This is a genomic window from Paenibacillus sp. FSL W8-1187, from assembly GCF_037965485.1.
Lineage (GTDB): Bacteria > Bacillota > Bacilli > Paenibacillales > Paenibacillaceae > Paenibacillus_O > Paenibacillus_O pasadenensis.
In genome coordinates, this window is record NZ_CP150181.1 from 5,371,678 (window position 1) to 5,392,841 (window position 21,164).

Here is a 21,164-nt window from a genome sequence, read left to right on the forward strand (position 1 = left end):
GCTCCGGCCTTGCGCACATAGCCTTTGCGCTCGTGGAAGCTCACGGAGCGATGCTTGGCGGCCAGCTGGCGCGTCCGCTCCGGCGTCAGGCTGCGGACGCCGTCGTGCAGGGCGCGGTTGAGCGCCGGACGCAGCCGCACGGCGGCCGGATTGCGGCTGTACACATAGTTGCCGTACGTCTCGTACTCGCTGAACCCGAACTGCTGCGAGCGGTTCAGCTTGGTCAGGATCGCGCGATGCCAGCTCATGCCGTGGCGCATCTCGATGTCCCGCTTCATGTCGCGCAGCTTCGCCTTTTCGAACAGCATGTAGTGGGTGACGAGCGAGCGCGGCGCGGCCGCCTTGCGGCCCATGAGCCGCTCGTGCATGCGCAGGTACTCCGGCTGCGTCCAGCTGCGGGTGTAGAACGTCGTGCGGCCGCCGGAGCGGAACGTGTGGGGCCGAATGAGCACGGTGTCGGCGTCGATGACGAGGAAAAAATCGGCCGAGCACAGCTTGTCGCCGCTCAGCTTGAGCAGCTGCTGGAACAGCCAGCCGGAGCGCTCCCAGCGGGCGGAGCGGTAATGGATGTCTTTTTTCGTCAGGGGCAGCACGGTGTTCTCGTCGACGAATCTCCATCCGTGCTCGCGGCACAGGGAGACGATGGCGTCCTTGCGGGGGGCGACGATGACGATCTCGCCGATCGGATGGCGCACCTGGGCGCGCGCGGCGCGGATGACATGGGGCAGCGTCGGAAGGTCCTTCTCGATCGCGGGGATGAGCACGTCGATGCGGGGGAGCGCTGCGGCTCCCGCCGCCTTCGGCTTCGGCATGGTTTCGATCAACTCCTGTACGGTCGTCAAAAGCTTTGCCACCAGCATATGCCGCCCGCGGGGGCCGGGGCTGGGCAAGCAGGATGAAGGGGCCGATGCCTTGGCGGCTCGGGCGGCCGGCCGGACAGGCGCTTCGGGGAAATGGCGGCCTGCGCCGCGACCCAGCGCTCGGAGGAATGCCGCTGGCGCCGGCCTCGCTGGATTATGTGCCCGCGCACCTGCTATAGTGGACGCATGAAGAGCCTGCTGAGCCGTCCTGGAGGCGGCGCGGCAGGCGCAAGCGACAGATTCCGCTGAAGCGGCGGCTCCACGAGCCGTCCCAGCACAGCAAAGGAGATTTTTTTCATGGACAAGCATGATCTGAAATCGGAACTGATCCGCCGCTTCGTCGCCTATGCGGCCGTCGATACGCGGAGCGACGACAGCAGCGAGACATGCCCCTCGACCCCGGGCCAGCTCGTGCTGGCGCGCCAGCTGGCGGACGAGCTGGAGGCGATCGGGCTGACCGAGGTCACGCTCGACGCCAACGGCTACGTCATGGCGACGCTGCCAGCGACGAGCGCCAAGGCCGTGCCGACGATCGGCTTCCTCGCGCATATGGACACCGCCTCCGACTTCACCGGCACGAACGTGAAGCCGCAGCTCATCGAGAGCTACGACGGCGGCGACATCGTGCTCAGCGCGGAGCCCGGCATTACGCTCTCGCCGCGCGAGTTCCCCGAGCTGGCCGGCTACAAGGGCCAGACGCTGCTTACGACCGACGGCACGACGCTGCTCGGCGCGGACGACAAGGCGGGCATCGCCGAAATCATGACCGCGATGGCCTATCTGGCCGCCCATCCGGAAATTCCGCATGGCCGGATTCGCGTCGGCTTCCTGCCGGACGAAGAAATCGGCCGCGGGCCGCATCGCTTCGACGTCGCGGCGTTCGGCGCCGACTTCGCCTACACGATGGACGGCGGTCCGCTCGGCGAGCTGGAGTACGAAAGCTTCAACGCCGCCGAGGCCGTCGTCACGATCCAGGGCAAAAACGTGCATCCCGGCTACGCCAAGGGCAAGATGCTGAACGCGCAGTCGATCGGCATGGCGCTGCACGGCCGCCTGCCGGCGGGCGAGGTGCCGGAGTTCACGGAGGGCTACGAGGGCTTCTTCCACTTGATCTCGTTCGAGGGCACGGTCGATCGGACGCGCATGCGCTACATCATCCGCGACTTCGACCGCGAAAGCTTCGAGAACCGCAAGAGCCTGCTCGCGACGATCGCCGAGGAGTTCCGCCAGACGTACGGCGCGGGCAGCGTCACGCTCGAGCTGAAGGACCAGTACTACAACATGCGCGAGAAAATCGAGCCGGTGATGCACATCGTCGAGCTGGCGCGGCAGGCGCTCGAGGACTGCGGCGTCAAGCCGGACATCAAGCCGATCCGCGGCGGCACGGACGGGTCGCAGCTGAGCTACATGGGGCTGCCGACGCCGAACCTGTTCGCGGGCGGAGAGAACTTCCACGGCCGCTACGAATATGTGTCCGCCGACACGATGGTCAAGGCGGCCGAGGTCATCCTGCGCATCGCCGCTCTGGCGGAGGAGCAGGCTTAGCCCGCCCGCCGGGCTTGGGAGGCGGCGGGCGCCTAAGCGCCGCAGGCGTAGGCGTTATGGCGCGCGCGTTGCATGCGTAGGCGTTATGGCGCGCGCGTTGTGGAAACACAGGCTCGGATGCAGATGCGGACGTTGCAAACGTAGGCGTTGAAATTGTGCGCGTTGCGGATACGCAGGCGCCGGACGCAGGTTTGGACGTTGCAGGCGCGAGCGTTGCGGATACGCAGGATCGGATGCTGCAGGCACGGGCGCCTAGGCAAAAGTTAGACGCATGATGATGAACGCCGGCAGACAGGGAGCGCCGCTCCTTGCCTGCCGGCGTTTTTGTGCGTTCAGCCTGCCGAACTGCATCAAACCCGCTCCTCGGCGACCCGTAACTCGATTTTTTCGACTTATTGCCCACCCAGCCCCCTCCTCCAAGCCCCGTAACTCGATTTTTCCGACTTATTGCCCACTCCGCTCCCTCCTCGGTGCCCCGTAACTCGATTTTTCCGACTTATTGCCCACCCCGCTCCCTCTTTGGCGACCCGTAACTCGATTTTTTCGAGTTATCGCCCGCCGAACCCGCTCCTCGAAGCCAAGCTCTTGCCGAACCGCTAGCGCGCCACCACCGCCAAAGCCGCCCTCATTTACAACCTCTACACCCCGCGCTGATCCGGCGCTGACAGTCGTCCGGTAGGCTCTAGCCGAGAGAGCGCGCGGGACGGGATCGCCGAATCTGCCGCTTTCGCTACGACCGAACCGGGAGGGATCGCCATGCGCCTCGCCTTGTTTACGGATACGTTCGCCCCGCAGATGAACGGCGTCGCCCGCACGCTCGGGCGGCTGACCGCCCATCTGGAGCGCCGCGGCATCGAGCATCTCGTCTTCGCCCCCGCCTCGCCTGAAGAAGCGACAACGCCGCCTCCCGCCCCGGAAGCGCCGCCGCTGTCGCTGCGCCCGTCTCCCAGCGTCCCGTTCCTGCTCTATCCGGAATGCCGCCTCGCCTTGCCCAACCTGCTGTCGATCCGCCAGCAGCTCGACCGCTTCCGCCCCGACCTGCTTCATCTGGCGACGCCGTTCAACATCGGCCTGTGCGGCCTCCGCTACGCCCGGCGACGCGGCCTGCCCCATGCCGCTTCTTACCACACCCACTTCGACCGCTACCTGGCCTACTACGGCATGGCCAAAGCCGTCCCGCTCTACTGGCGCTACATCCGCTGGTTCCACCGCAGCTGCGGAGCGACGTTCGCGCCGTCGCGCGAGACGCTGCTCGCCCTCTACCGCCAGGGCGTCGGCGGCCTCCGGCTGTGGACGCGCGGCGTCGACAGCGAGCTGTTCCATCCCGCCAAGCGCCGCGCGGGGCTCGTCCGCGAGCGCTTCGGCATCGCCCCGGACGAGCGCATCCTGCTCTACGTCGGCCGCATCGCGCCGGAAAAGGATGTCGCCACGCTGGCCGAGCTGCTGCGCAGGCTGCCCGCTTCCCGGGAGGGAAGGGCGCGCTGGCTGATCGTCGGCGACGGCCCCGCTCTGCCGGAGCTGCGGGCCGCAGCGCCGGACAACGCCATATTCGCCGGCTATCGCGAAGGCGAGGAGCTGGCCGAGCTGTACGCGTCGGCGGATCTGTTCGTCTTTCCATCGAGCACGGAGACGTTCGGCAACGTGGCGCTGGAAGCGATGGCGAGCGGCTTGCCCGTCATCGGCGCGGACGCCGGCGGCATCCGGGAGTCGGTGCGCCACGAAGCGACCGGCCTGCTCTGCCCGCCCGGCGACGCCGCCGCCTTCGCGTCTGCCATCGAGCGGCTGACGGCCGCCCCGGAGCTGGCGCGCCGCATGGGCGAGCAAGGCCGCAGCCATGCCGTCACCCGCTCATGGGTCTCGATTTTCGACGAGCTGCTGGAGCAGTACGGCGAGGTGATCGAGCGCTCCCGGCATGCAGAGCATGCGGGCCGTTCGTACCGCACTGGCTGACCGCGCTCGGCCCGGCTCGGCCTACGCCCCCCTGCCCGGGCCCGCATGCCAAAAAGCCGTTCCCCTGCGCCGAAGCGGGGGAACGGCTTCTTTTCCATCTGCCCGAAGGCCCGAGTCCGTCCTCTACAGAGCGAGAGCCTCGCCGGCTTCCTCGCGCTTCGGCGCGGCGCCTGCGGCCTCGCGGCGCTGGCGGGCCGCCTTGCGGAAGAACAGCAGCTCGTAGATGCAAGGCACGATGACGAGCGTCAGCACGGTGGCGACGATCAGGCCGCCGATGACGACGATCGCGAGGCTCTGCGAGACGATGCTGCCGCTCTCCGCCGAGCCGAACACGAGCGGAAGCATCGCGCACACGGTCGCGACGGCCGTCATCAGGATCGGCCGCATGCGCGTGCCGGCCGCCTCGAGCAGCGCTTCGCGGATCGGCATCGTCTCCTCGTTCTGCTTGACGCGGTCGAGCAGCACGATCGCGTTGGTGACGACGATGCCGATCAGCATGAGCGCGCCGAACATCGCCGTGAAGTCCGGCGTCACCTGCGTCACGATCAGGCCGAGCACCGCCCCGATCGCCGCGAGCGGCAGCGTGAACAGGATCGCCAGCGGCGTCCGCAGCGTCTTGAACGTCAGCACCATGATGAGGTAGACGATGCCGATCGAGATGAGCGCGATCATGCCGAGATCGGCGAAGTCCTGCGACATGTCCGCGGAGGCGCCGCCGACATAGGCATGCGTGCCTTCAGGCAGCTTCAGGCCGCCCACCGCCTTGGCGATATCCGCGCCGACGACGGACAGCCGGCTCGGCTCCGCCTCGGCCGCGATGCGGACGTAAGGCTTGCCGTCCTTGAGGTAATAGACGGCCGGCTTTTCTTCCTTGACCCACTTGGCGACCGCCGATACCGGCTGCGGACCGGCGTCCGTGAGCACGGTCAGCGCGTCCAGCTCCGCGGCATCCGCCGGAGCGAGCGCCGGCTGCAGCACGACCGGCGTCTGCCGCCCGTCCTCCCCGGCCAGCATGCCGATCGGCACCGGATTCAGCATGCCCTGCAGCTGCTGGGCGAGCTCCGCCGACTTGGCTTTCGCCGGATCGACCTCAAGCGTGTAGACCGTCTTCCGCTCCTGCTCGTTGCTCTCGACCTTGAGCACGTCCCGGACCGGCTCGATGGCGGCCATGACCTTCGCCGCGGCCGAGCTCGCCGTCGCCGCGTCCGGTCCCGTCACGTCCACGTACACCTGGGAGCCGCCGCCCCCGCCGATCAGGCTGGACGTCTGCACCTCAAGCGCGGCGTCGGCGGGCGCTCCGGCCTTCGCCTTCACCTGCTCGACCAGAGCCTCCGCGTCCGTCCCCTTTTTCAGCCCGAGCATATAGCTGATCTGCGTCCGCGACGCGACTCCGCCGTACTGGGCCGATTCCGCGTTGCCTCCGGCGGACATGTACACCCATTCCTGCTCAGGAAGGCTGCGGAGATACGACTCCAGCTTCTCTCCGTCCGCGTCCATCCGCTCCTGCGTCGCGTCCGCCTTGAACTTCAGCGTCACCGTCAGGTTGGAGGCGTCCGACGTGTCGAGCGCGCCCTTGGGCATCGCGACATAGGCGCCGATCGAGCCGGCGAGCAGCACGACGGCGGCCGTCAGCGGCAGCCACTTGCGGCGCAGGTTCCAGTCGAGGAAGCGCTGGAAGCGGCGGGACGGCCCATGCTCCTTCAGCGACACGCCCTTGAACAGCCCGGCGCCGAGCAGCGGAATGACCGTCAGCGCGACGAGCAGCGACGAGAGCAGCGAGTAGGTCACCGTCAGCGCGAAAGGAAGCAGGAACGCCTGCAGCGAGCCGCGCAGCAGGCCCATCGGCAGGAATACCGCGACAGTCGTCAGCGTCGACGCGGTGATCGCGGTCGAGACCTCGCGCGTCGCGTCGACGACGAGCGGGATCGAGAAGCGCTCCTTTTGCAGCCGGCGGAAGATGTTCTCGATGACGACGATGCTGTCGTCGACGAGCCGTCCGACCGCGACGGCGACGCCGCCGAGCGTCAGGATGTTGAGCGACACGCCCGACAGGTCGAGCAGATAGAGCGTCAGGCCGAGCGACAGCGGGATCGACACGATCGTGACGAGCGTCGCGCGGATGTTGCGCATGAAGACGAGGATGACGAGCGTCGCGAACAGCGCCCCGAGCAGCACCTCTTTCATCATGCTGTTCACGGAATGCACGACCTGCTCCGAGGTGCTCATGAGCACCTTGAGCTCCGCGCCGGGAATCTCCTCGTTCAGCCGCTCGGCCGCCTTCTCCACGCCTTCGCCGACGGCGACTGCGTTGGCGCCCGGCGCCTTGGTCACGGTCAGGACGAGCGCGTCCTTGCCGCCGAGCCGGCTGATGCCGCCGGCCTCGCTCTTCGCCTCGACCTGCGCCACGTCGCCGAGCGCGACGCCCGGAGCGACCGGCAGCTTGCGCAGCGTCTCGACGTCGCGCAGCGTCGACGCCACGTTCAGGTTGACGGCGCTGCCGCCGAGCTGGCTCTCGCCGACCGAGGCGGAGCCCGTGCGGCCTTGCAGCACGCCGTACAGCGCCTGCAGCGGCAAGCCCTTGGCGGCCAGCTTATCGGGGTCCGGCGCTACCGTCACCGACGGCTGCGGACGGCCCGACAGCTGCGCCGCGCCGATGCCGTCGATGCCTTGGAACGCCTCGAGAATGTCCTTCTCCGCCTCGGCGCGCTTCGCCTCGGCCACCGTATCGTCGAACGTCAGCGTCACCCAGCTCACCGGGATCATCGACGTGTTCAGCTGGATCACATAGGGCGGGGCAACCCGCTCGGGCAGCGGCACGGCGGCGATCGCCCGCTCCACGTCCATCCGCGCCTGCTTCATGTCCGTCGACGAGTCGAAGCTCAGATTGAGCTGCGAGTAGCTGTCGCCGGACGAGGCGAACGAAGCGGTCTTGCCCTTGATGCCCGCCGTCGCCTCCTGCATCGGCTTCGTCACGAGCGCCTCCATCGACGCCGCGTCGTAGCCCGGCCCGATCGTCGTCACCGTCACCTCCGGATTGTCCGCCTCCGGCAGGAACTCCATCGGCAGCTTCAGGTAGCTCGCCGTCCCCATCGCCAGCACGAGCACGACGCATAGCCACACCGCCGCCTTGTTTCGGAATGCTCCTTGAATGAATGACCTCATCCCCATCTTCCTCCCCATCATCGCTTGCTCTTTGTCTGATTAAAGTGCCATAGAAAGTGTACCTTGCGCCCGGGGAGGCCTGGAAACGGCTGGGGGATGGTATTCATTCCCATCCGCGGGAGGGCAAAGGGCCCGGACTTCGGTCGGGGATCGGGCTCCGCCTGCGGATGGAGGCGGACGCGGAAGCATGGGGATCGAGAGCGGACGAACGGCCGCGGGCTTCCTTTTTTTCGCATGCAAAAAAGCCCGGGAGATCGTCCTCCCGGACCTGCTCAGTCCTCCCGCCGCACCGCCCGCTCCAGCTCCTCGACGTAGGCGGCCCCCAGCCGGGAAAGCGCGCGCTGCCGCTGGCTGATCCAGCCGACCTCGATCGTCTCGTCGCATTCCAGCGGCACGGGGATGATCTCGTTGCCGTTGAGGTCCTTGCTCAGCACGCCGGTGGAGATCGTGTAGCCGTTGAGGCCGATGAGCAGGTTGAACAGCGTCGCCCGATCGCTGACGCGGATGCTTTTGGGATGGGACAGCGTGCTGAGGATCTCCTCCGCGAAATGGAACGAGTTGTACTCGCCCTGGTCGAACGACAGGTACGGGTACGGCTCCAGATCCTCGACCGTCACCCTCGCCTTGCGGGCGAGCGGGTTGCGGATGCTGATGAACACATGCGGCTCGGCCGTGAACAAGCTGTGGAACTCCAGGCTGGCCGAGGCGAGCAGCTTCTGGATGACCTGGGCGTTGAACTCGTTGCGGTAGAGGATGCCGATCTCGCTGCGCAGCAGCCGCACGTCCTCGATGATCTCATGCGTCTTGGTCTCGCGCAGCGCCAGATCGTACTCCTCCTGCCCGTATTGCTCGACGAGCCGGACGAACGCGTTCACGGCGAACGCATAGTGCTGGGTCGAGACGGAAAAATGCTGCGGCGCCTGGCGGGCGCTCCGGTAGCGGCTCTCCAGCAGGTCCGCCTGCTCGACGACCTGGCGCGCGTAAGCGAGGAACTCCGTCCCCTCGGTGGACAGCTCGATGCCCTTGTTCGTACGGCGGAAGATCGTGATCTGAAGCTCCTGCTCGAGCTCCTGCACCGCCTTGGACAGGCTCGGCTGCGAGATGAACAGCCGCCGGGCCGCCTCGTTCATCGACCCTCTCGCCGCCACCTCGATGATGTAGCGCAGCTGCTGCAGCGTCATGCTGGCTCGTCCTCCTTGCTCGTTCGGATAGGGCTAGTATAACGGGAGACGGCCGCATCCGTAAACGAACCGGGCTTCGGCGGGCGGGCTGAGCGGCCGGCAAAATGAAAGGCATGACCAAGTCATACCTGGTCATGCCTGCATGAAGGACATGCGCGCGGCGGACCGGATTCGCCGCCGCCCCCGCACCCGTCCGTCCATCCGCTACTGCGCCTGACGCGTCCAGTGGCGATGCTCGGCGACCGCCTGGATGAACGGCTGGCCGAGCCCATCGCCTGCGAGCAGGCCCGGATCGCCGGCCTGCGCCTTGATGCCGGCAAGCGCGAGCAGCCGCTCCGCGTCCTCCGTCCGGGCGAAGCCGATCGCCTTGAAATGCCGGAATGCCTCCTTCAGGAAGTCCGCCAGCTTCGGCTCGGCAGCCAGCGCCTCGACGCTCGCCTTGCCGCCGGCGACGAGCACAGCGTCGAACAGCACCGAGTCGCTCGTCAGGAAGCTGTGGTCCGCCTCGACGTCCGCCCCGCTGCCGCTCTTGATCGGGCCGAGCCGCGTGCTGCAGAACTCCGGCACGATGCCGGCCGCCCTCAGCTCGCGGACGAGCGCGTCCGTCGCCGCGCCGTCGAAGCCTCCCGCGACAAGCACCGCGACCTTGCGGCCCTTCGGCGTCTTGACCGTGTTCATCATGCTGAGCGCCGGCGAAGCGCCGCTCTTGCTTTTGCCCGCTGCGCCGTCCGCCTCCGCCGGAGATGCCGCGCCGATGTTGGCGGCGATGCCCGCCGCCAGCTCGCCGCTCACGTTCGCGAACATGTCGACGACGGCCTGGCGGAGCGCCTTGTCCTTGACATGGCCGAGCTCGAAGCTGAACGCCGAGACGATATGTCCCTTCTCCACGTCCGACATGCTGTTCCAGAACAGCGCCGCCTGGCTGTAATGGTCCTTGAAGCTGTCGCTGCGCTCGCGCGTGACATGGCCCTCGACCTTTTCCTGATGATGCTTGTAGCCGTCCGCGCTCGGATGCGGCGAGCCGCCGGCGATGCCGTTCTTGTGGTACGCGGCCGGGCCGCGGTTGATCGTCATGCGGTGCATGCCGTCGCGCTGGTTGTTGTGCACCGGGCACATCGGTCGGTTGATCGGCAGCTCGTTGAAGTTCGGGCCGCCGAGGCGCGACAGCTGCGTGTCCGTGTAGGAGAACAGCCGCCCCTGCAGCAGCGGGTCGTTGGAGAAGTCGATGCCCTTGACCAGATGGCCCGGGTGGAACGCGATCTGCTCCGTCTCCGCGAAATAGTTGTCCGTATTGCGGTTCAGCGTCAGCTTGCCGATCTTGCGCACCGGAACGAGCTCCTCCGGCCACAGCTTGGTCGGATCGAGGATGTCGAAGCCGAACTTGAACTCGTCCTCCTCCTCCAGCACCTGGATGCCGAATTCCCACTCCGGGCAGCGGCCGGCCTCGATCGAGTCATGCAGGTCGCGGCGGTTGAAGTCGGGATCCTTGCCGCCGAGCTTCTGCACCTCGTCCCACACGAGCGAGTGCGTGCCGAGCAGCGGCTTCCAGTGGAACTTGACGAAGCGCGCCTTGCCCTCGGCGTTGACGAGCCGGAACGTATGCACGCCGAAGCCCTCCATCATCGCGTAGCTGCGCGGCAGCGAGCGGTCGGACATCGCCCACATGACCATATGGGCCGTCTCCGTGTTGTGGACGACGAAGTCCCAGAACGTGTCATGCGCCGACTGCGCCTGCGGAATCTCGTTATGCGGCTCCGGCTTGACGGCGTGGATGAAGTCCGGGAACTTCATCGCGTCCTGGATGAAGAACACCGGCATATTGTTGCCGACGAGGTCGAAATTGCCCTCCTCGGTGTAGAACTTGACGGCGAAGCCGCGCACGTCGCGCACCGTATCGGCCGACCCGCGCGAGCCGGCGACGGTCGAGAAGCGCACGAACACCGGCGTCTGCTTGGACGGGTCCTGCAGGAAGCCCGCCTCCGTCAGCTCCGTCAGCGGCTCGTACGCCTGGAAGTAGCCATGGGCGCCGGCGCCGCGCGCATGCACGATGCGCTCGGGGATGCGCTCATGGTCGAAGTGCGTCATCTTCTCGCGGAAATGGAAGTCCTCCATCAGCGTCGGGCCGCGCACGCCCGCCTTCAGCGAATGCTCGTCCTCCGCTACATGCAGGCCGGTATTGGTCGTCAGCTTCTGCCCGTCGTTGTCGACGGTGAAGTCCTTCAGTCGCTCCGTCTTGGCCGTCTCGTTCGGGTGCCGCTTCGGCTGCTCGCTCATGGAAAAAACGTCCTCCTCCAGATGGGTTGATGTCCTCCCTCCTTAACCGGAGGGGACGGTCCCCAATCAAGAGCGCGAGCTTCTAGGCGGCGTCCGGCGAGGAGCCGCCCGCCGCAGCTCCGTCGCGCCGGCCTGGCGGCGATCCGGCGTTCTCCGCTCTGCGGAAGCCGCTCAGCTCCTGGCGCAGCGCGTCGGACATGTCCCGCAGCTGCTCCGTCGAAGCGGATACTTCCTGCATGACGCCCCGCTGGGCCGCGCACAGCTCCTCGGCGTGAACCGTATGCTTCGCGATCGACGTCGCAAGGCCGAGCAGATCGTCGCTCGAGGCGAGCAGCTCCTCCATCGAGGCCGACAGCTCTTCCGTCGACGCCGACACCTCCTGCGCCTGCTCGGCGACGACCGCGATCGACTCGTTGACGTCATCGAACGCCGCTCCGGTCCGCTCCAGCTCGCGGAAGCCCGCCTTCGTCTCCTCCAGCCCGCGCACCATCGCCTCCGCCGCCTCATCGGCCTGCTGCGCCATGCCGCGCACCGCCGCCGCGATCCGCACCGAGGACGCCGCCGTTTCGTCGGACAGCTTCTTCACCTCCTGGGCGACGACCGCGAAGCCTCGGCCATGCTCGCCCGCGCGCGCCGCTTCGATCGAAGCGTTGAACGACAGCAGCTTCGTCTGCTCGGCCACGGCCGTGATCACATCCGTCACCTGGCCGATCTCCTTCGCTTGCCGCACGAGGCGCTCGGCTACCGCGCCGGCCTGCTCGATCGCCGCTCCGACCGAGTCCATCCGGCGCCGCGCCTCGGCCATGCGCGCCTTGCCCTCCTCGGCCGCCTGCATCGCCCGCTCCGACGACTCCGCCGTCAGCGACGCCGATTCCGCGACGCCGTTCAAGCTCACCGAGCTTTCCTCCAGCGCCGTCCGATTCTCGCCCATGCGCTGCCGCTGGCCTTCGGCCGACTCGGAGATGAGACGCATCGTCTCCACCATCCGCTCCGAATCCTTTTCGGCCGATGACGAGCTCCTCGCCAGCAGCCGCGCCGCCCCTCCGAGCTCGTCCGCATTGTCGCCGATCGTTTCGATGAGACGGGACAGCTTGGCCTTCATCGCGTTGACCGACTCCGCCATCGCGCCCAGCTCCGCGATCCTCGGCCGTTCCATGTCCTCGCCGCCGAGGTTCCCCGAGGCGATGTCGCCCGCGAGCCGCGCCGTCGCCCGCACCGGCCGGACGATGAGGCGCGTCAGCCAGGCCGCGGCGGCAGCGCCGACGAGCAGCGCGGCGGCGGCGACGATCGCCAGCACCAGCCTCGTCCGCTCCACCTGCTCCTGCGACGCGGCGATCGACTCGTCCAGCAGCGACTGCTGGAACGCCTCCAGCTCGGCGGCCTTGTCCGACAGCTGCGCCGACAAGGGAATGCTCTTCTCCACCAGCAGGGCGGTGTAGCCCTCGGTGTCGCCGCGCTGCCGCAGCTTCGTCAGCTCGGCGACGACCTTCCCATATTCGCCTTCCAGACGGTGCAGCTCCGTGACGAGACCCGCCGCCTTCTCCTCCCGCATGTCTGCCTGCAGCCGCTCCATCCCGGCCGCAAAAGCTTTCCGATCCTGATTGTAGGCCGTGTAGTTCTTCTCTTGGCCCGTCAACAGGTAGCCGCGGATGTTCTTGTCCTCGCTTGCCGCGAGATAGCGCAGATTTTGAATAAGGACGATATTCCCGACTCGCTCCTCCATCAATTGCTGGTAAGTCCCTTTGACAGAGCCAACCTGGAACCAGCCGGCGCCTCCGACGACCATCGTCAGGAGCAGCACGCCGGCGAACCCGAGAGACAATACGGTACGAAGCTTCAACATTCTGCCATCCCTCGCTTTGATTACGGATGTAACGATACGAATACATTAGACGAAAATAGGTCTTATCATCTATATAATCGGATTGGATCGGGGAATAAATGAGTCTATGGACCCAGTTCTTGACCGGCGATTAGGCATTCATCCGTTTATTTAGTATTATAGATACAAGAATGTCCATTACGTTCAAGGAGGAACGATCATGACCCCCTCTGACCATACGCCGATTCCCTATTCTCTGCTGGACCTCGCGCCCGTCACCGAAGGCTCGGACGCAGCCGAGTCGTTCCGCCGCACGCTCGAGCTCGCTCAGCTCGCGGACGAGCTCGGCTATACGCGCTACTGGCTCGCCGAGCATCACAACATGCCCGGCGTCTCCAGCTCCGCCACCGCGCTCATCATCGGCCATGTCGCCGGCGGCACGAAGCGCATCCGCGTCGGCTCCGGCGGCGTCATGCTGCCGAACCATGCTCCTCTGGCGATCGCCGAGCAGTTCGGCACGCTCGAATCGCTCTATCCGGGCCGCATCGATCTCGGCCTCGGCCGCGCGCCCGGCTCCGATCAGCCGGCCGCCCGCGCCCTGCGCCGCGGCTTGACTGCCGGCGGGCAGGACTTCCCCGAGCTGCTGAGCGAGCTGCGCGGCTATTTCGACCCGACGCTCGGCACGGCCGCCCCGGGCGTGCGCGCCGTTCCGGGAGAAGGGCTCGACATTCCGATCTGGCTGCTCGGCTCCAGCGGCTTCAGCGCCCAGCTCGCCGGCGAGCTCGGCCTGCCGTTCGCCTTCGCCAGCCATTTCGCGCCCGACTACCTGCTGCCGGCCCTGGCGCTCTACCGCAGCAGCTTCAAGCCGTCGCGCCATCTGGAGCGGCCCTATGCGATGGTCGCCGTGAACGTCATCGCCGCCGACACGGACGAGATCGCCGCGTGGCTCGCGACCTCCCAGCAGCAGCAGTTCCTGAACATTGTCCGCGGCCGCACCGGCAAGCTGCAGCCCCCGGTCGACTCGATGGACGGCCTGCTCTCGCCGCAGGAGCAGGCGATCCTGACCAGCACGCTGCGCTATTCCATCGCCGGCAGCAAGGAGACCGTCAAGCGGCGCCTGCCGGAGATCCAGGAAGAGACCAGGGCGGACGAGTTCATCGTCGCCAGCCAGATCTTCGATCACGCGGCGCGGCTGCATTCTTGCCGCCTGACGGCCGAAGCGTTCCGGGAGCTGGGCTGAGCGGCCGGCTTCCGTTCCTGCTTCCACCCAAAAAGCGAGCCTCTCCGGCTGGAGAGGCTCGCTTTTTTGGCGATGCGGCGTATGGCGTCAACGGAATATTCCCATATTTCGGATTGATCGGATAATGAAGTAACTGTATAATAGCTCATGCCAATTGAAATCCCATAGCGGCATGACCGTTCCGATAGAGAGGGGGATTCAGATGATCGGAGTCATAGTCGTAGACCCTTACCAGCTCGTCCGGCGCGGCATCACGTCTATCCTGTCCGGGGTAGACTCGATTCAGGTTGTCGGCGAAGCCTCGGACCGCAAGGAGGCGCAGTCGCTGATCCACAGCCTGCGCCCGGACATCTGCATCATGAACAACCGCATCAACCAGCAGAGCGGCCTGGAAGTGATCGGACAGCTCCGGCAAGCCGGATCGTCATGCCGGTTCGTCTATCTGACCTCGTCGATGCCGCCAGCGGAGCTGAAGCGCGCGCTCGAGCTCCAGGTCGAGGGCCTCGTCCTCAAGGAGGCACTTCCCGAGGAGCTGATCCACGCCATCCGCATGATCTCCCGCGGCCGCAAGTATTACGACGTCGAGCTGCTCGAATCGCGGCTGACGGATCAGCCCGCCGACATCACGGCCGGCCTCACGCCCAAGGAGAGCGAGGTGCTGCAGATGCTGAGCGAGGGCTTGTCCAACAAGGAGATCGCCGCGCGGCTGGTCGTGACGGAATACACGGTCAAGAAGCATGTCAGCCAGATCCTCTCCAAGCTTGACCTGCCGGACCGTACCAAGGCGGCGCTCTACTACCATCAGAGCCGGTCGGCGATCGGCAGCTGATGCTTCCTGCATGCAAACGCACAGAGCCGGCGGACATGGGTCCGCCGGCTCTTTTTCCGTTGCCGCTTATCGTACGTCCCCGAAGGCATCCGCGGACGGCTCCGCAGGATCCGTTCCGGTCAGTCCAGCGGACCTGCTATGCCTCCCCAAGGAAGGAGCCTCATCAAGGCATAGCCCTCGATCTCGCTCACCGGCACTTGGCCGAGCTTCGGATTGCGGCTGTCCAGGCTCGCGCCGGGTTCGCGGTTGTCCCCGAGCACGAAGACATGCTCCGGCCGCACCGGCTGCGGAGCCATGTCTTCCGGATCGCCCGTCGAATACAGCTCCGGGAGGGCTTCCTCGTTGACATAGACGATGCCGCCCCGAATCTCGACAATGTCGCCCGGTAGGCCGATGACCCGCTTCACGAGACGATAGCCGAGGCTGCTGCTGGCGATGACGGCGACTTTTCCGTAAGCAGGCTCGCCGATATACCGAGAAAGCTTGTTCACGAGCAGGATGTCCCGGTCGGCCAGAGAGGGCTGCATCGACTCCCCGGAGACGCGGTTCAGCCCTGCGATGCTCGTGATGAGGAAAACGGCGGCCGCCAAGCCCGCGATATAGCGGACCCAGCCCCACAGCTCCTTCTTCAGGCCGCTCATGGCGTCGCGCCGTCTCCAGCGTATACGTCGCCGGACACCGTCGGCGCGGCAGCGGGCATGTCTACGCCGGACAAGGAAGCGAGCGCGGCAGCGGTTGCCGCCTCAAGACGGGAAGCGTACTCCCGCTTCTGCTCCTCGCTGTCGAAGCTGCGGGAGGAGAGCAGCGACTCGGCATAGTCGGCGATTTCCTGGCGCTTGGCTGTCTGCAGCTCCGCAGAGAATCGCTCGAACTCAGCCGCTTGGCGCTCCAGCTCCGAGCGGACCTGGCGCTGCAGCTCCGCTGCTTGCCGAGCGGTCTCGTCCTGGATGGCGCGATCGAGCTCGGAGACGGCGGCATCGGCCTGCAAGCCTGCCCAAGCCATGATCCTGCCCTTCAGATCCACGTCGGCGTAGGCCGCTCCGGCCGTAATCGCCATCGCGGACGCGATCGCCGCCGCTCCGATCGCCATTCTTCGCCACCATCCGTTCGCGGCCCTCGCGCCGCTCCGCTGCTTCCTCATGTCGGTTCCCGCTCCTTCTCTTCAGCCGTAAAGCCATGAAGCGAAGAGCATGACGGGCATCCCCGCCATGCTGCTCCCTTCCTTGCGATTGCGCTCGATTTACTTGATGACTGCCGCCGCATCCAGCGCTGCAAGCGCGGCTTTCGTCTTGGTGTCGGCTTCGGCTTTTACTTTCGCCTGCGCGGCTTCGACCTGCTGCTTCGCATAAGCGCTCAGCTCGGCGCGCAGCTCGGCGATTTTGGCTTCGATATGGGCGCGGATCTCCGCATCGGATGCCGCTGCCTGCTCCTCGATGAGCTTGCTGAGCTTGTCCTGGCGGTCCTTGATCGTCGCCGTCAGGTTGTCCGTGGAGGACTTCTGGTAGGCAGCGACGTCTTTGCCGACTTGCTCTACGCTTGCTTTGGATTGGCTCTCGACCGAGCTTTTCAGATCGATCTCGCCTACGCCCTTGGCGAGGTTTTTCGCCGTGTCGACCGTCGCGTTCACGTCGCTCACGAATTTATCGAAGTCTGCAGGCGCTTTGGAGGACAGGCTGTCCGCCGCCGCGTTGACTTGGTTGATGTAGTCGTTTTTCTGGCTGTTGATGGTTTTCATGGAGCCTTCGGACTGCTGCTTCTGGTACGACACGACGCCGTTTACGGATTCCGTTTTCAGCTGCTTGTACTCGGTGTTGTAGGCGTCCAGCTTCTTGCCGTTCTCGATGAGCGCCTTCACGGCCACTTCGGTCGTTGCCGAGCGGAACTGCTTGTTGTACCAGCTGTTGAATTGGCCTGCGATGTCCACGCCTGCGAATGCCGTTCCCATGCTGGCTACGATTCCCGTTGCGACGACGCCGACTGCGATTTTCGTTTTAAGCATTTTGATAGCCATGATTGATTTATCCCCTTTGAATTGGTTTTGGTTGAGTTATGTAAGGCTTCCCGCATCCGGCTTGCCGCCGGTTCGAGCGCTTATTCCCCTTGCGTCAGCTCCGTCAAAAGCTCGTCCAGGCTGCGCTCCAGCTCGTCATCCGCTTGGGCTCGCGCCGCCGCCGATGCTTCGTTGAATTGCCGCCCGATGCCGCCTTCCGGACCGGTAAGCGCGGCATCCGCTTCGTCGAGCTCGCGGAGATAGCGCTCCAGATGCTCGCTGTAGGTGTCGAAAGCTCTCTGACGGGCCCGCTCAGCGGCCTCTTCGACCTGCTTCCCGTAGGTTGGCTCGGCCTGCTGAGCGAGCAGGTCGGCGGCTTCCCGGAACGACTCGGCGGCTTGGCGCTCCGCCCCCCAGCGCAGCTCGTCCGCTTTCTGGCCGAAAGCTTCCGAATACCATTCCTGCACCGCCGCTTTGATGCCCGCTTGGCCAAAGGCTGTTCCCGAACCGATCGCCGCCGCGAGCGCCAGCGCTGCCGTGCCGGCAGCCAAGCCTCTCCGTTTCATTCCGTTCACCTCGACCTTCCGTCTCAAGAGCTTTCGTCCTGCTGTCTGTACTCAGTATAGAGGAGCGGCGCGCGCCGAGGCCTCCCCCCCGAGGATACTTTGCGGTGTTCCAGTTCGCCCCAATTTTATCAGTCCGATGGAATACCACAGCGAGACCCGCCTCGTCGAAAGGATGCTACTCTTCCTCCTTGTTCCGTCCATTCCAACCCCAGTGTAGTAGCCCAAAGTGCCGTACAAGGTATCCTTTCGAGCCATACATCACTCGAATGTTGTCGACAGAAGTCGGATTTTGACATTCTTTGGACCTAGATCTGCATCGCCCCGCGCTGGGATGCCTTCCGTTTATCGAATCGGCCGACCGGTTATATAATTTCCACGACAGGAAATGCATGTACGGAAGCAAGCTCGACGACTCCACGAAAGCGAGGTCAATGGACATGAGTAAAAAAATCGTAGGCGTATACGACACGGAGCAGGCGGCGATCGAGGCGATCGAGCTGCTGAAGGAGCGGGGCGTGGATAGCGACGACATCTCGATCCTGGCCCGCGACAAGGGCGATGTCTCGACGATTCAGGAGGAGACGGGCACGATGGCGCCGGAGGGCGTCGCCGCCGGAGCGGCGGGCGGCGGCATGCTGGGCGGCATGACCGGCTTGCTCGTCGGCCTCGGCGCCTTGGCCATCCCGGGCATCGGCCCGATCGTCGCGGCCGGCCCGATTGCGGCCGCGCTTACCGGCGCGGCCGTCGGAGCGGGAGCCGGCGGGCTGGTCGGCGGGCTGATCGGCCTCGGCATTCCGGAGAACGAGGCTTCCCTTTACCATGAATATGTCCAGGACGGCAACATCCTGGTGCTGGTCGAATCGCGCGCCGAGCGCGACCATGAAGTCTATGACTCCCTGCGGAGCACCGGCTCCATCAACGCCCCCTCGTATGAGCGCGACGTGCAGCCTTACGGCCAGTCGGCGGCCGCGACCGAGCTGCCCGGCGATGCCGGGGCGGTGCCGGCAGGCGAAGTCTACCCGGACGGCACGCCGGTGCGGGCCGGCCGCCCCGACGCGTCGACGACGATCGGCTTGGCCGGCGACAGCTACGTCGATACCGATCTGGACCGCGACCGCGACGGCCGGGTGATCGGCAGCGACCGCGATCCGGTGGACGGCAGCTATCGCGCCGCCGACGGCTACGCCGAGCCGGGACGCACGCGGGACAGCCGTTATTATGAAGAGAACGGCGTCCGCCGGGACGGTCCGCCGCTGAATCAGGACCGCGACGGCGACGGCGACGTCACGCTCAAGGAGCGCGCCCAGAACCTGCGCGACAAGGTCGACAACCGGTTTTAACGCCACGCGAGGCGTGGCCGGCAGCCTTCCTTAAGCGGACAGCTCCGCTTCAATAGAGCGAGGGCGGCGCGCCGCAAAAGATGAAGAAAGGCCTCATCCGTTGTTCGGAGAGGCCTTTCTTTATTTTACGGACAGCCATGCGGACGTCCCGGCAAGGAAGCTTCTTCCCTGGCTCGACCCGCTCAGGAAGCTTCGCCGGCCTCCTGGAACGCGGCGGCGGATTCGCGGCGGCGCGTCATGACGAGGTTGAGCACGATCGCCGTGATCGAGCCGGTGACGATGCCGCTCTGCAGCAGCATCGACAGCTCGGTCGGCAGCTGCGCGAACATCGACGGCACCGTCGCGGAGCCGAGCCCGACGGCGAGGCTGCAGGCGACGATCATGAGGTTGCCTTCCTTGCGCAGGTCGACCTCGGACAGGATGTTCATGCCCGCCGCGGCGACGGAGCCGAACATGACGATCATCGCGCCGCCGAGCACGGCATTCGGGATGACGGTCGTCAGCGCCGCCAGCTTCGGCAGCAGGCCGAGCAGCACCATGATGCCGCCCGCGGCGAAAATGACGTTGCGCGTCTTCACCTTGGTCAGCTGGATCAGGCCGACGTTTTGCGAGAACGCCGTATAAGGGAAGGCGTTGAGCACGCCGCCGAGCATGATCGCCGCGCCTTCGGAGCGGAGGCCGTTCACGATCTGGCGCTGCTCGACCTTCTGGTCGGTCGCCTTGCCGACGGCGAGATAGACGCCCGTCGACTCGACCATGCTGACGATGTTGACGAGGATCATCGTGCCGATCGCCACGAGGCTGAACTCCGGCGCGCCGAAGTAGAACGGCGTCGGCACGTTGACGAACGACGCCTCGGCGACGCCGCCGAAGCTCACCATGTCCATCGCATACGCCGCGCCCGTGCCGGCCGCGAGCCCGACCAGCACCGAGACGGCCCGCAGGAAGCCGCGCGCGAAGCGGCTGACGAGCAGGATGACGACGAGCGTCAGCAGCGCGAGCAGCAGGTTGCGCGGCGCGCCGAAGTCGGCGGCGTCCTGGCCGCCGGCGACGTTGTTCATCGCGACGGGGATGAGCGACAGGCCGATGATCGTTACGACCGAGCCGGTGACGACCGTCGGGAAGAAGCGCAGCAGCTTGCCGTAGAGCGGCGCCGCCAGCACGACGAACAGGCCGGAGACGATGATCGCCCCGTAGACGGCGGCGAGGCTGTATTCGGAGCCGATGACGATCATCGGGCCGACGGCCGTGAACGTGCAGCCGAGCACGACCGGCAGGCGGCTGCCGAACCAGCGCGAGCCGATGACCTGCAGCAGCGTCGCCAGGCCGCAGGTGAACAGGTCCGCGGCGATCAGATAGGCGATCTGCTTTTCGGTCAGGCCGAGCGCGCCGCCGATGATGAGCGGCACGACGACGGCGCCGGCATACATCGCCAGCACATGCTGCAGGCCAAGCGCGGCCACCTTGCCGGGAGCGAGCGGCTTAGCCATGCGAGATTCCGCCTTGGCCGCCGGCCGGCGCGGATGCGGCGGATGCCGCCGCCTGCGCCTCGCGCACATAGGTCACTTCGCCCGGGCGCATGGACGCGATCCGCGCCAGCGAATGCACCTCGACGCCGAGCTCCTCGAGCAGCCCGCGCCCTTCCTGGAAGCTCTTCTCGATGACGCAGCCGACGCCGCACAGCTCGGCGCGCGACTGCTTCACGATGTCGACGAGCCCGACCAGCGCCGCGCCCGTCGCGAGGAAGTCGTCCACGATGAGGACGCGGTCCTGCGGCGTCAGATACGACTGCGAGATGCTCACCTGATACGTCTCTCCGCGGGTGAACGACACGACCTCGGCCGTGAACAGGTTTTCCGTCAGCGTGACGGCTTTCTTTTTCTTGGCATAGATGAAAGGCACGTCCAGCGCGATGCCCGCGGCCATCGCGAACTGGATGCCGCTCGCCTCGATCGTCAGCACCTTGGTGATGCCGCGTCCCGCGAAGATGCGGGCGAATTCCTGCCCGATCTCCAGCGCCAGCCTCGTGTCGACCTGGTGGTTCAGGAACGAGTCCACCTTCAGCACCTTGTCGGAGAGGATCAGCCCTTCCTGGCGGATCCTTTGCTCCAGCTTTTCCATTGTCCGTCGCCCCTCTTCTCCTCGATTCCCCTCATCCGGCAAAACAAAAGACAGACCTCCCCTGGGCGCGCTGCTCCAAGTGAGATCTGTCTGCGATGACAAGTCCTGTCGGCGCCTGCGCGAAGCGGTCCGGCGGACCTGATTCCAGGTCCGGGCCGGCCGCCCGCGCGGGCGCTCCCACTCATAGTCAGACGATTGCGATGGTCGTCCGGTAGAAACTTATGGGCCATATCCCCATGATTATACGAGCTTGTATTCAGTTATCTTTAACGTATCCTACACAA

At 66.0% G+C, this 21,164-nt stretch carries 14 protein-coding genes, 2 pseudogenes and 1 riboswitch; of the genes and pseudogenes, 5 read left to right on the forward strand and 11 right to left on the reverse strand.

Going from position 1 to position 21,164, the window contains the following annotated elements; all coding sequences use genetic code 11:
* Nucleotides 1–17: 17 nt before the first annotated feature.
* A pseudogene (locus tag NYE40_RS23170) lies at nt 18–812 on the reverse strand (DUF6492 family protein); the annotation flags it as partial.
* 360 nt (nt 813–1,172) lie between these two features.
* On the opposite strand from NYE40_RS23170, the gene pepT reads away from it, so the two are divergent.
* On the forward strand, nt 1,173–2,405 hold the full coding sequence (pepT, locus tag NYE40_RS23175) for a peptidase T (protein WP_028598840.1): 1,233 nt from the start codon (nt 1,173–1,175) through the stop codon (nt 2,403–2,405).
* Between the two features lie 756 nt (nt 2,406–3,161).
* The gene (locus tag NYE40_RS23180) at nt 3,162–4,355 is read left to right on the forward strand and encodes a glycosyltransferase family 1 protein (RefSeq protein WP_028598839.1); all 1,194 of its coding nucleotides are present in this window, start codon (nt 3,162–3,164) and stop codon (nt 4,353–4,355) included.
* A 123-nt stretch (nt 4,356–4,478) separates the two neighbouring features.
* Here the strand turns inward: NYE40_RS23180 and NYE40_RS23185 are convergent, their stop codons facing one another.
* The 4 genes from NYE40_RS23185 to NYE40_RS23200 form a co-directional block, all read right to left on the reverse strand.
* Nucleotides 4,479–7,517, reverse strand: coding sequence for an efflux RND transporter permease subunit (locus NYE40_RS23185; RefSeq protein ID WP_153784525.1), 3,039 nt, complete (start codon nt 7,515–7,517; stop codon nt 4,479–4,481).
* Between the two features lie 272 nt (nt 7,518–7,789).
* Nucleotides 7,790–8,698: a LysR family transcriptional regulator gene (locus tag NYE40_RS23190; protein WP_028598837.1), complete on the reverse strand. Its 909-nt coding sequence runs from the start codon at nt 8,696–8,698 to the stop codon at nt 7,790–7,792.
* A 204-nt stretch (nt 8,699–8,902) separates the two neighbouring features.
* Nucleotides 8,903–10,972 (reverse strand): catalase, encoded by a 2,070-nt coding sequence (locus NYE40_RS23195; protein ID WP_101807554.1) that lies wholly within the window; start codon nt 10,970–10,972, stop codon nt 8,903–8,905.
* 82 nt (nt 10,973–11,054) lie between these two features.
* A complete protein-coding gene (locus NYE40_RS23200) occupies nt 11,055–12,815 on the reverse strand; it encodes a methyl-accepting chemotaxis protein (RefSeq protein WP_084137200.1) in 1,761 nt (586 codons plus the stop codon).
* Between the two features lie 199 nt (nt 12,816–13,014).
* Between NYE40_RS23200 and NYE40_RS23205 the strand changes: the two genes are divergently transcribed.
* Together NYE40_RS23205 and NYE40_RS23210 are read left to right on the forward strand one after the other, a co-directional pair.
* Nucleotides 13,015–14,034: an LLM class flavin-dependent oxidoreductase gene (locus NYE40_RS23205; protein WP_028598835.1), complete on the forward strand. Its 1,020-nt coding sequence runs from the start codon at nt 13,015–13,017 to the stop codon at nt 14,032–14,034.
* Nucleotides 14,035–14,236: 202 nt separating this feature from the next.
* A complete protein-coding gene (locus NYE40_RS23210; RefSeq protein ID WP_228551761.1) occupies nt 14,237–14,863 on the forward strand; it encodes a response regulator transcription factor in 627 nt (208 codons plus the stop codon).
* 119 nt (nt 14,864–14,982) lie between these two features.
* Here the strand turns inward: NYE40_RS23210 and lepB are convergent, their stop codons facing one another.
* The 4 genes from lepB to NYE40_RS23230 form a co-directional block, all read right to left on the reverse strand.
* Entirely contained in the window at nt 14,983–15,504 is a 522-nt protein-coding gene (lepB, locus tag NYE40_RS23215; RefSeq protein WP_052333206.1) for a signal peptidase I, read from the reverse strand.
* A complete protein-coding gene (locus NYE40_RS23220; RefSeq protein WP_043111303.1) occupies nt 15,501–16,004 on the reverse strand; it encodes a hypothetical protein in 504 nt (167 codons plus the stop codon). Before NYE40_RS23220 ends, lepB begins: the two co-directional genes overlap by 4 nt.
* 99 nt (nt 16,005–16,103) lie before the next feature.
* On the reverse strand, nt 16,104–16,874 hold the full coding sequence (locus NYE40_RS23225) for a hypothetical protein (protein ID WP_101807553.1): 771 nt from the start codon (nt 16,872–16,874) through the stop codon (nt 16,104–16,106).
* Nucleotides 16,875–16,954: 80 nt separating this feature from the next.
* Nucleotides 16,955–17,446: a hypothetical protein gene (locus tag NYE40_RS23230; RefSeq protein ID WP_146000437.1), complete on the reverse strand. Its 492-nt coding sequence runs from the start codon at nt 17,444–17,446 to the stop codon at nt 16,955–16,957.
* A 410-nt stretch (nt 17,447–17,856) separates the two neighbouring features.
* Here NYE40_RS23230 and NYE40_RS23235 point away from each other — a divergent pair.
* Nucleotides 17,857–18,342 (forward strand): annotated as a pseudogene (locus NYE40_RS23235) (general stress protein); the annotation flags it as partial.
* A gap of 599 nt (nt 18,343–18,941) precedes the next feature.
* Here the strand turns inward: NYE40_RS23235 and NYE40_RS23240 are convergent.
* Together NYE40_RS23240 and NYE40_RS23245 are read right to left on the reverse strand one after the other, a co-directional pair.
* Nucleotides 18,942–20,249 carry a nucleobase:cation symporter-2 family protein gene (locus NYE40_RS23240; protein ID WP_339279028.1) on the reverse strand — a complete coding sequence of 436 codons (1,308 nt, stop codon included), beginning with the start codon at nt 20,247–20,249 and terminating at the stop codon, nt 18,942–18,944.
* Entirely contained in the window at nt 20,242–20,880 is a 639-nt protein-coding gene (locus NYE40_RS23245; protein ID WP_052333205.1) for a xanthine phosphoribosyltransferase, read from the reverse strand. The genes NYE40_RS23240 and NYE40_RS23245 overlap by 8 nt, the downstream gene beginning before the upstream one ends.
* 164 nt (nt 20,881–21,044) lie before the next feature.
* Nucleotides 21,045–21,148: riboswitch (purine riboswitch) on the reverse strand.
* Between the last annotated feature and the right edge of the window lie 16 nt (nt 21,149–21,164).

Coding starts and splice junctions, on each gene's coding strand:
- NYE40_RS23220 (WP_043111303.1), bottom strand. CDS start 16,004: ATGAGGAAGCAGCGGAGCGGCGCGAGGGCCGCGAACGGATGGTGGCGA.
- NYE40_RS23180 (WP_028598839.1), top strand. CDS start 3,162: ATGCGCCTCGCCTTGTTTACGGATACGTTCGCCCCGCAGATGAACGGC.
- NYE40_RS23190 (WP_028598837.1), bottom strand. CDS start 8,698: ATGACGCTGCAGCAGCTGCGCTACATCATCGAGGTGGCGGCGAGAGGG.
- NYE40_RS23245 (WP_052333205.1), bottom strand. CDS start 20,880: ATGGAAAAGCTGGAGCAAAGGATCCGCCAGGAAGGGCTGATCCTCTCC.
- NYE40_RS23240 (WP_339279028.1), bottom strand. CDS start 20,249: ATGGCTAAGCCGCTCGCTCCCGGCAAGGTGGCCGCGCTTGGCCTGCAG.
- NYE40_RS23185 (WP_153784525.1), bottom strand. CDS start 7,517: ATGAGGTCATTCATTCAAGGAGCATTCCGAAACAAGGCGGCGGTGTGG.
- NYE40_RS23210 (WP_228551761.1), top strand. CDS start 14,237: ATGATCGGAGTCATAGTCGTAGACCCTTACCAGCTCGTCCGGCGCGGC.
- NYE40_RS23195 (WP_101807554.1), bottom strand. CDS start 10,972: ATGAGCGAGCAGCCGAAGCGGCACCCGAACGAGACGGCCAAGACGGAG.
- NYE40_RS23225 (WP_101807553.1), bottom strand. CDS start 16,874: ATGGCTATCAAAATGCTTAAAACGAAAATCGCAGTCGGCGTCGTCGCA.
- NYE40_RS23200 (WP_084137200.1), bottom strand. CDS start 12,815: ATGTTGAAGCTTCGTACCGTATTGTCTCTCGGGTTCGCCGGCGTGCTG.
- NYE40_RS23205 (WP_028598835.1), top strand. CDS start 13,015: ATGACCCCCTCTGACCATACGCCGATTCCCTATTCTCTGCTGGACCTC.
- lepB (WP_052333206.1), bottom strand. CDS start 15,504: ATGAGCGGCCTGAAGAAGGAGCTGTGGGGCTGGGTCCGCTATATCGCG.